10 protein-coding genes are annotated in these 9,858 nt (G+C 58.3%); 1 reads left to right on the top strand and 9 read right to left on the bottom strand.

Annotated elements, in window-relative coordinates; translation table 11 throughout:
- From HMPREF0043_RS11820 to HMPREF0043_RS10385, 4 genes are all read right to left on the bottom strand, one after another.
- On the bottom strand, window positions 1-201 hold a 201-nt coding region (locus tag HMPREF0043_RS11820), incomplete at its 3' end, for a hypothetical protein (RefSeq protein ID WP_232206130.1).
- On the bottom strand, window positions 198-2,603 hold the full coding sequence (feoB, locus tag HMPREF0043_RS09945) for a ferrous iron transporter B (protein ID WP_021602973.1): 2,406 nt from the start codon (window positions 2,601-2,603) through the stop codon (window positions 198-200). The genes feoB and HMPREF0043_RS11820, both read right to left, overlap by 4 nt.
- Complete coding sequence (locus HMPREF0043_RS10390; RefSeq protein ID WP_051317535.1) at window positions 2,600-2,824, bottom strand: FeoA family protein; 225 nt, start codon at window positions 2,822-2,824, stop codon at window positions 2,600-2,602. Before HMPREF0043_RS10390 ends, feoB begins: the two co-directional genes overlap by 4 nt.
- Window positions 2,825-3,427: 603 nt before the next feature.
- Window positions 3,428-5,170 (bottom strand): hypothetical protein, encoded by a 1,743-nt coding sequence (locus HMPREF0043_RS10385; RefSeq protein WP_156897596.1) that lies wholly within the window; start codon window positions 5,168-5,170, stop codon window positions 3,428-3,430.
- Between the two features lie 222 nt (window positions 5,171-5,392).
- On the opposite strand from HMPREF0043_RS10385, the gene HMPREF0043_RS11310 reads away from it, so the two are divergent.
- Window positions 5,393-5,554, top strand: a complete 162-nt coding sequence (locus HMPREF0043_RS11310) for a hypothetical protein (RefSeq protein WP_156897595.1) — start codon at window positions 5,393-5,395, stop codon at window positions 5,552-5,554.
- A gap of 64 nt (window positions 5,555-5,618) precedes the next feature.
- Here the strand turns inward: HMPREF0043_RS11310 and HMPREF0043_RS09930 are convergent, their stop codons facing one another.
- The 5 genes from HMPREF0043_RS09930 to HMPREF0043_RS11290 form a co-directional block, all read right to left on the bottom strand.
- Window positions 5,619-6,035, bottom strand: a complete 417-nt coding sequence (locus HMPREF0043_RS09930; RefSeq protein ID WP_021602969.1) for a hypothetical protein — start codon at window positions 6,033-6,035, stop codon at window positions 5,619-5,621.
- 302 nt (window positions 6,036-6,337) lie between these two features.
- Entirely contained in the window at window positions 6,338-7,555 is a 1,218-nt protein-coding gene (locus HMPREF0043_RS11305; RefSeq protein ID WP_156897594.1) for a hypothetical protein, read from the bottom strand.
- A 641-nt stretch (window positions 7,556-8,196) separates the two neighbouring features.
- Window positions 8,197-8,661: a hypothetical protein gene (locus HMPREF0043_RS11300; RefSeq protein ID WP_156897593.1), complete on the bottom strand. Its 465-nt coding sequence runs from the start codon at window positions 8,659-8,661 to the stop codon at window positions 8,197-8,199.
- Between the two features lie 140 nt (window positions 8,662-8,801).
- Complete coding sequence (locus tag HMPREF0043_RS11295) at window positions 8,802-9,401, bottom strand: hypothetical protein (protein WP_021602963.1); 600 nt, start codon at window positions 9,399-9,401, stop codon at window positions 8,802-8,804.
- A gap of 9 nt (window positions 9,402-9,410) precedes the next feature.
- Window positions 9,411-9,827, bottom strand: coding sequence for a hypothetical protein (locus tag HMPREF0043_RS11290; RefSeq protein WP_021602962.1), 417 nt, complete (start codon window positions 9,825-9,827; stop codon window positions 9,411-9,413).
- Between the last annotated feature and the right edge of the window lie 31 nt (window positions 9,828-9,858).

Below are 9,858 nucleotides of genomic sequence, written 5' to 3'. Positions count from 1 at the left end.
CGTCTCGACGCGGGGGCGATCGCCTCCCGGCCGGCCGTGTCGGCCGCCCCGGTCGACACGCCCGCCGTTTCCCGGCAGGCCGCCTCCGGCGTCCCGGGGCAAGCCGCTCCCAGCCTCGTCGGCACCGCCCCCGGGCAGGCCGCCCTCGCGGGCTCGCGCGCCGGCCGCGCGAGCCCGTCTGAAGGCCTTCACGGCGTTCATACGAAGATCTTCCCGATCTGGAACACGGCCACGGCCAACGCCCAGGCGACCGCCAGCTGGACGCCCACGGCCAGGGTCGCCCGTTTGCCTCCGATCAGCTTGGTCTGCTCGGCCACCGTCGCCAGGCACGGCGTGTAGGTCAGGACGAACACCATGAAGGCGAAGGCCGCCAGGCCCTCACGCCCCTCCCCCGCGGACTCCTTCAGGGAGGAGGTGACGAGCTTGGGGAGCTTGCCGAGGTCCGATCCGTCGTCCTGTGCGTCGCCGGCGTCCTTATCGGGGTCGAGGTTGTAGGAGGTGACGATCGAGGAGACCACCGTCTCCTTGGCGACGAAGCCGGTCATGAGCGCTCCGGTCATGTGCCATTCGCCGAAGCCGGTGGGCTTGAACACCGGCACGAGCACCTGGGCGGTCTTGCCGTAGAGGGAATCCTCCATGGCGAGCTCTTTGTCGGCGAATTTCTTCCCTTCGCCTCCCGCTCCCATGGGGATCGCGCCCATGATCCACACGACGATCGTCATGACCACGATGATCTTGCCCGCCCCGGTGACGAACGCCCACGAGCGGCGCAGCGTCATCTTCAGCATGTGCAGCAGGCGCGGCACCTGGTAGGCGGGCAGAACGAGCATGAGCGGCGCGGACTGTTCGTCCTTGGTGATGAAGTGCTTGAGCACCCACGCCCCGCTGACGACCATGATGATCGAGAACAGATGCATGAGGAAGACGATCGTGCCGACGTTCCCGGCGAAGAAGATCCTGGCGACCATGAGGTAGATCGTCAGCCGCGCCGCACACGAGGTGTACGGGGTGATGAGCACGGTGACAAGGCGTTGGCGCGCCGACGGCAGGGTGCGCGCCGCGGCCAGCGAGGGCAGGTTGCAGCCGAATCCCATGATGAGCGGCAGGATGACGCGCCCGTCCAGGCCGATCCGCCGCATGAGCCGGTCGCCGAGGAAGGCGGCGCGGGCCATGTACCCCGAGTCCTCCAGGATCGAGAAGGCGATGTAGATGACGAACATGAGCGGGAAGAAGCTGGCGACGACCCCGAGGCCCGCGGCCAGGCCTTTGACCAGGAGGGCTTGGAGCCATCCGCCGCCTATGCCCGCCTTGTCGAGCAGCGAGGTTATGCCGTTGGCGACGGAGGTCGCCCCGTCCTCCTCGCTGGCGAAGAAGTCCTCGAAGTGGTCCTGGAGAGGCTTCGCCCACTCCCCGGCGGCGTGGAACAGCGCCCACAGCAGGCCGAGGAAGATCAGGACCCCCGCGACGGGGTTGAGGAGCACGCGGTCGATCTTGTCCGAGCGCGACAGCCGCGCCGGGTCGGCCGGGTGTTCGCGGCAGGAGGCCTCGACGCCGTCCACCCAGCTGAAGAGGAGGGCCGCGCGGTCCATCTCGGATTCGGCGGCCGTGACGGTCGTGACGGCCGCGCCTGCGTCGGAGGCGACCGGGCTCGCCGCGTCCGGGCCGTCCGATGCGCTTGCCGACGCCCCGGATGCGACGCCGTCGGCGCCACCGGCCCGGCTCTCAGCGCCGTCAGGCCGTCCGGCGCCGGTCGCGCTGCCGCGCTCATCCACCGCAGCAGCGCGTCCGTCCGCCGCAGCTTCGGCTCCCCCGGCGCTCTCTTCGCGGCCGGGCGTCTGGCCCTCGGATTTCCTCCCGCTGCCGTCGGAGCAGCCGCATCCGCAGCCGCAGCCGGCGTCGCCGATGAGGTCTTCGCGCTCGCCGCGCTCTGGAAGGCCCGCGTTAGCGAGGGCCTCGGCGGCGGCGTCGGCGGAGTATCCGGGAGCGTTCGGGTCGGGGGCGATCCCGTTGACGCGGGGGCGGGTCACGAGGGCGGTTGCGATCATCTGCTCCAGGACGGCGGAGTCTCGGCCCGAACGCGGGTCGAAGGCCATCACCGGTATGCCGAGCCTCTTGGCGAGGGCGCTGACGTTGACGGGCTCGCCGTTCTGCTCGGCGACGTCCGCCATGGTGACGACTGCCACGGCGGGCCGCCCGGTCTGCGCGACCTGGGCGAGGAGGTAGAGGGACCGCGTCATCGAGCTTCCGTCGAGGATGACGAGTATGAGGTCGATGCCCAGGCCGGCGTCCGGATCGGTGACGGACCCCGGCGCCCCGCTGACGGTGTCGGTGACGACCTGCTCGTCGGGGCTCGTGGCGATCAGCGAGTACGTTCCGGGCAGGTCGAGGACTCGCGCCCCGACCGCGCGCCAGTGGCCGGTGGCCACCTGCACCGTCGTGCCCGGGGCGTTGATGGCGCGCTGGCGCGCACCGGTGATCCTGTTGAAGAGCGTGGACTTGCCGACGTTGGGGTTGCCGACGAGGGCGATGGTCGGCTCACGGCCGGTCATCGTGGCGACGCCGCCTGCCGGAGCCTCGGACGGTTGGCACTTGGGGCAGCTCATGAGAGGACCTCCGCTTCGATGTTGCGTGCGGAACGGTGGTCCACCGCCACTCGCGATCCTGCGATGTTGATGACGACGCCTCCGAATCCTGCATGCTGTGTCACGACTGCCTCGGTCCCGGGGCGCACTCCGAGCTCCTGCATGCGTAGCATGTTCTTTTCGGGTAAGTCGACTCGCGTAAGCCTCAGCGGCGTACGGAGCGGACATTCATGAAGTATCATCACAGCCTCTATCCAACTTCCGGCCCTGGATGTCGGGCCACCAAAGTCAGGTTAGGCTACTCTTTCCTCGAATTTCGAGCAGGTTTTCGCACAAGAACTATTGCGTAAATTACTCCGCTTGAACGGCCCCGCCGAACCTCGCCCCTATTAGGACCTTAGTCCCTTTACTTAGTGGCTTATATCACCTTCATCAACGGTAATCCGCATATCGTGCGACTTGTTCATTCACATACATTAAATACTTTGAAACGCTACCGAATGGATCGATCTCACTTGCGTGCCGGCGCCGACGCAGGCGGCATTTGAGCGCTTCCCTATAAGCGGCATTTCAGCGCTTTCTCCTCCCCTTGGCGAATCGCGTCCCCAGCGAACCATGGTTTCTCTCTCCCACCCCCGGCGAACCGCAGCTTTTTCTCCCTAGACGAGCCTCGCCCACCCAGTTCTTCCCTCCTCTCCGGGGCCCGGGGCTCGGGGCGGGGTCCAGGCAGTTCTCCTATCCTTCGAACGGGCCGTGGAATGACAAGACGGCTGGCGGTTTCCCTCGGTCGCGTCGTGATCGCGGGAAACCGCCAGCCGGCGAGGTATTCGGTTGTCTACGGCGTTCTACTCGGGGATCTCCTTCGTTCCTTCTCGGTTGTTCCCGGGGGCTCCGGCTACGGTGGCGTCCACGCGTTGCCTGGGGGCGGTGACTCCCGCGGTGGTGGCGGGGCGGCCGGCGGCGGGTATCCGGTCGCGCGGGGCGGAGACTCCGGCGACGATGCGGATGCCGGGTTCCGTCCGGGGCTGTTGGACGGGCGCGGCGTGGGCGATGCCACTGGCCCCGCCGCCGGTGCGGACGACGCTGGGAGCGGATTGGCTTGGGAGCCGGGTTTGGACCGCGCCGGTGGCCGCCCCGCCGCTGCGGGGAGCCACGGCGGGCTCCGGTGCGGGATCTGCGGTGACGGGCCGTGTGGCCGCGGTTCGGGCGGCGGCGCCTTTCGTCGTCGGGATGGCCGAACCGGTTTCCACTTGACGGCGGGCGATGCCCGAGGCTCCGCCCCGTTCGGCCTGGCGGCCGGCTTGGCGGGCCGTCCCGCCACCCGTCCCCTTCCCGGCGGTCTCCGCGACGCGGCCGTTCACGGTTGCGGCAGTCTCCTTGCCCGTGGGCGTGCCTGGTTTCGCCGCTGTGCCTTCGGCCGTCCTGAGGGCTCCGCCCGGGATCCGGTTCGCGGGTGTTTTCGCGGTCTTGCCAGCGGCTGCCCCTGGAGTCCTCTCCGTGGCCTTGCCGGGGTTTCTGCCCGACGCGGCGCCGGTGCGGGCCCCGTTGGGCGTTCCCGCGCGGGGTACCCCGGTTTTCGTTCCGCCTGCCGTTGCGGCCCGGGAGGTCGCCGGGGCGCCGGGTCTAGGCATGCCGGTTCTGGCCGTCGGAGTCTTCGATTCGGCCGTGCCGGGCCTGGATACGCCCGGTGTTCTGGCCTTCGTCGCCGCCGTCTTCCGGGCCGTCTCGTTTTTCGCTCCTGAGGTCCGCGTTCCGGTGGCGGGCGCGCCGGCCCGCGGGACGCCTGTGCGGGGCGTCTGCCGGCCGGGGGTGCCCACGGCTTTGTTGGCGCGGCTGCTGGTGGGGGCAGGCCGTTGGGCGGGGGACGCCGCTCGGGCTCCGGTGGCGGATGTGGCCCGCCCGCCCGGCAGGCCGGCTCGCGGGGTCACCGGCCGTCCGGCGGGGGCGCCCGCTCGGGCGACGGGGTTCGTCCCGGCACGGGCGGCGGTGGTCTGGGCTGCCTGGGCGGCTTGCCGGAGGCTGGCTCGGGCCTGGGCGAGGTTGGCGCCTCGGGCCAGGGCACCGGCGACGGCCAGGGTGCTGGCCGAAACCACAGGCGATGTCCACCCGGAGGGTTTGGCGGTCTGATTGCGGAATCCCAGGGAGGCCCGCTCGCCGAGCTGGGCGTCGGTGACGTCCGGGGACAACAGCGGCGAACCGTGCCCTCCATGGCCGGTGAGGCCGTGGCCCGTGGCGGGAGGCTGGGCAGATTCCAGCCGCACGCCGGGACCGCTCACACCCGCTCCGCCGGGCGAATGGTCGCCGATCGGGTGGCTGGCGCCGGGGGTGCCGACCGGGCCCATGACGTCGGGGCCGCGCTGCCAGACTGCGGCCGAATGCTGAGGGGAGACCGAGGCGGGAACCACCGTCCCTGAAGGCGCACCCGACGATTCCGGGGTGCCGGAGTGGGCATGGTGTCCCCCGCCGCCCCTGCCGCGACTGTTGCTGTGGTCAGGCGGGTAGATCTCCGCAAGTTTGACGATCCCGGCGTCTGTGGTCGCCGACAGCTGCGCGAGGTACTTGGCCGCCTTCGCGTCCAACGCCTGCATCTTCGCGGCCTGAGCGGGGTCCGGCCCCGTCGAGGAATCCGAGGTGGAGCCAGAAGCAGGAGACGACTGACCGCTATCAGTGTCATTTTTTATTGTTAAACCACCGTGGCTAAGCCCTATGCTACTTGATTCGTTTTTCACTTCATTAGCATGGGAGACTGCTGTACGTGCGCCTTCTGCGACGGTTCGCCGTGCAGAGGTCAAAATACCGATATTGTCGGTATGTTGGAGGATAGCTTTACTGAGCCTATCGAGGCTGGTTTCGATCGCATCACCGGTTTTTCCCGTCATGTTCAAGGAATTGCGAGCATGGGTGATGCAATTGGCGACATCGGTCAGATTGCTTGCGACGCTGTCCATCCATCGGGTGATTTCGTCGGCTAAACTGACTGAATAGTCCGACATATAGGATAGGCGGACAATGTGGGGGTAGGGCATGATCGTCTCCTCACATTGCCTTAGTCGTTGCCTGCACAGGCATGAGCTTGCGGGGGTGGACCCTCATGGCCATGTGGTCGGGTTTGACGCGGTGAGCGTAGGTGGATATCGCATCGATTTTGGCGTTCAGGCGGGTGTAGGTCTCAGCCTGGATGCCGTCGGTCTTCTGGAAGAGTTGCAGGGCCGATCGCAGCCACTTCACCAAGGATTCGAAACGGCTCTCGACATCCTGGAAGACCCTGTCCAGGTAGGTAAAGGCCTGGTTTTCGGGGGAGGCGAATTTGGCCAGTTCGTTGACCTCTTCGTTCCATGTTCCGTTGGACCGGCCTTGGAACTTGGAATAGGCGCTGTTGAATCTGCCGGCCGCGTCCTCGACTTCGTTGATCAATTTCTCGAAGTCGGCGAAATCGATATTCAATACAGCCATACTAAACCCCGCCTTTCTTCAGGATCGGTTATTCGTGTATGTGACTGATACGCAATCAGCCTACACGAGCAGGATCCCGATGGGAAGCCTTCCCCAGGCAGGATTTTCCTTTTACAGTCTCTATTCGCGGTATCCCGCCTAAAAATCGTCATTCATTCGGTGACTGCCTATCGAGTGGCTTCTCAGAATATGGAATCCGAACAGCAAAACTCTTTAGTTCCCGCTCAAAGGCTCAGCGAATAAAGTGCCTCCGATTTCTCTGAAGCAAAGAAACGATCTCTTCACGCTTAGGCAGGCGTCAGCTATCCCTTCTTCCGTAGATTCACCAAGCCGTCCGAGCTGATGAAAACCATTTGCCCTTTCGATAGAGTCACACGGTGAGGTTTTGTCTCTTTAGACCGAAGTCCCGACGAATAGCTTATATATTGCCCCTCCGGAGAAGCCACCTCCAAAATTTTCAGATGCTTATCTCCACCCGCATACTCGTATACGCCGGGCGGAATATCACGCCCTACCGCATATATGCCAGGTGGCATAGCTTTAGCATTCACATTGATTTTATCAATTGGAATAAAGCGAAACCGAAAAGGGCTCATCAAATCTATGCCATTATGTCTTTTACCGTCTTTTCCCTTTAACGAAATATGAAATTTTTGTCCTTCAACCACATGGATAGTCATCATATTCATTTTGTCCAGCTCGTTAGTTTTTTGAAGTACCGCAGAAGAGGCAACTCCCAGCCCATCAATATCTTTACCATTGACGTGTACATTAAACTCGATTATTGGTTCATTTGTTACTGATTCTATTCTATAATATCCAGCAGGTATGTCTTTGCCGACAACATAGTTTTTAGCGCGAGTTTCAATTGTTATCGGTTGACCTATAGCTTTGTCTGGGGCAGTATCTTTCCATTCCCGTTCCATTTGAGCGTCAACGGAAGACTGCAAGATAATGCTTCCATCTCCAGCGGCGGATCCCGAGAAGGAGGAAGCGAAGTAGACGAGGACATCGCCTTTGTTGAGTCGAATCAAGGGCGTGATTTTGCCCAAGGCCTCCTTGTCGAACAAGGGATCCGTGTATTGACACGATTTCATCCGCCCGTCAGCATCGAAAACCCACACACGAATCGAATTGCGGATACCAGTCAAGCGGAATTTACCGGTGGGGATATCCAACCCGGCCACCCATGTGCCTGCCCCTCTCGGCGAGTAGGCAAACTTCGTCGCTGCCGGGGTGAACGAGACGGAGAATCCGGACTTACCGAATGCCGAAATATCCACCATCTCCCCCGAAGCAAGATCTGCCGTAAACAAATGCCCCTGTAAAGCCTGGATTTGCGGTAAATCTATGGTTTGATGCAGAACGGAGCGAGCCGTGACCTTACCCGACACCTGCCGAATGACACAGTCTACATCGCCCGTCAAACCGTAAGCCCGGATTTCATAACGGCCCGGCTGAATCTGCTTGCCGACTTCTGCCCGGACAACCGGCTTTCCGTTCCGGAGAGACGACTGCATCGAAGCCGCCTTCGACTTCGACCGATCCGGAAACACCGCTTTGCTCTTCCCCGAAGAACCAGCCGACCCCGACGGACTCTTGCCCGAGTCCCCCGAACATCCCGCCAGGGCACACGCCACTAGGCATACAACAGCCAGCAACCGTGCCTTCATAGCCACTCCCTCCGATGAAACTTGAGATATTAAAGATTTTCAATATCGGCGAGCGAGCCGGCCACAAGCAACCGACCCGACCTGACCATCCTATCCAAACCCGTGTCGACATGTCAGCCGATTCCGAAATCTAAAACATTAGCCCTGCTCTGAGAGCCTGGAACTTGAGAGAGTTCAGCAGTAAAACCTTGGCGTGTCAGTGCTCCAGTGGACTTTCATCTGATCAGGAAAGTCCAGAGCGCCGCCCGTAAAGTCCAGAGTGCCGCTCGCCGTGGGTGAAAGTCGTATTTTTGCTCAGACAACGCGCTCTCACCGGAATCCCATAGGCACCGCCAGAATGCAAACTATCATCGATAGATATTCTCAAAACGAACAGATTTTCGAATGCGATACGTACTTTATATATTACTGATCACGTATTTTAGCAATTAAATAACCATCTAATTATCATAATATTAATATATCGTACAACATATTCAACGTTTTATTTAACGTCTTTCCCATCTAATCGTATCTAAAGCCTTAAGCAACTCTTGAGGAATCTCATTTGAATCAGGGTCGCTATAAATATTTATTTCCCACATTCCATCATGACGCCATACAAACCAAAAATTAGCGAAATACCTTCTATTTTCACGCATTTCATAACCAGAATATCCACAAGCTTGCAATTTATCTATAATTCGACAAGGAAAATTTTTGACGTTAAGAGTTCCTGCTTTTTTAGCTTCTAATAAAGTTTTCGAGCAATATTTTTTGATATCAATTTTTAGATTGTCACCATCAGCATCTGAAGTTCCATAGTAGGCACCAATACGTTCAGGAGAAATATGAAAAACACGCATACCAGCAAAAGAAGAAGAATTTTGCCCCTGACGAACAATCCAATAGCTTGGTGACATGCCTTGATATTCACCAGGGTCTAAAAACCGCCAACCAGATGGAACTTCCATACGAAAATTGTCCATAACGCCTGGATAAGCTACAGGAGTCATGTAAGAAGAGTTCAGTTTAGGTATGGAATTTGAACATCTCGATAGTGCAATTAAAATTAGAAAGCAAAGAAAATGTCGTGAATGTACAAGTAACGTGCTCAACGTCTTTCCCATCTAATCGTATCCAAAGTTTTAACCAATTCCCGAGGAATCTCGTCCGCATCAGGATCGCTATTGATAAAGATTTCCCACATTCCATCGTGACGCCACACAAACCAATAGTATACAAAATATTTCCTACTTTCATGCACTTCATAACCAGAATACCCACAAGTTTGCAATTTGTCTATAATCCGAGGAGGTAATTTTTTAACGCTAACCACACCTACTTTCCTTGCATCGGACATGCTTTCTATGCAGTATTTCGACATGTCAACTTTCCTATTGTCACCATCAGCATCTGAAGTCGCTCCTCTAAAATGTTCAGGAGCAATTCGAATAACTTGAATACCTGTAAAAGAAGAAGAATTCTCCGCCTGGCGAACAAGTCGATAACTGGCCATACCGACATACTCATTACGATTCAATGATTTCCATCCACTTGGAATCTTCATATGAAAATAATCGGAAAGATTTGTATTCGCCACAGGTGTCATATATGAAGAACTCACCTTGGGCTCAAAATTCGAACATGTCGCTAACATAGATAAAGAAAATATTGAAAACAATATTTTATAATATATTTTATCTTGTAACATTAAAAATTCCTATGATTTTTTAACATTTCGTTCTTGAAGATACTGAACAACATGATGCTCCAAACTATTATCTATTTCTGCGAAGTAACTTCTATATTCTCCCAATTGAGGATTATTAGCGCCGGGATCTGGCGGATTAACAGATGTTTCATATGATAGTTTCTGATTTCGTGTCATTTTTTCATAAGGTATTACTTTTCCTTCTTTATCAATAAATTTGTTTGATATATTATTATCCACAATGTATGATTGTACTTCGCTCGGTTTTCCACCTTCTCTATGATTAAAGTCACCATGTTCAGCTATTGTACTGTATAAAACCTGTTTCATATATGTATTTGCGGTATTTTCAGCTTTCATACTATCGAATCGTGCTTGATAGCCTGCATTGGTGGGCAGATAATTTTCCAAAACATTTGGAAGCATTACCTTTTGAGCTTGATCGAGAATGTAGCTT

Origin of the sequence: Actinobaculum sp. oral taxon 183 str. F0552 (assembly GCF_000466165.1) — a bacterium.
Taxonomy (GTDB): Bacteria; Actinomycetota; Actinomycetes; order Actinomycetales; family Actinomycetaceae; genus Peptidiphaga.
Note: the sequence above shows the minus strand (reverse complement) of the source record. Positions and strands in the feature narration are given on the sequence as shown.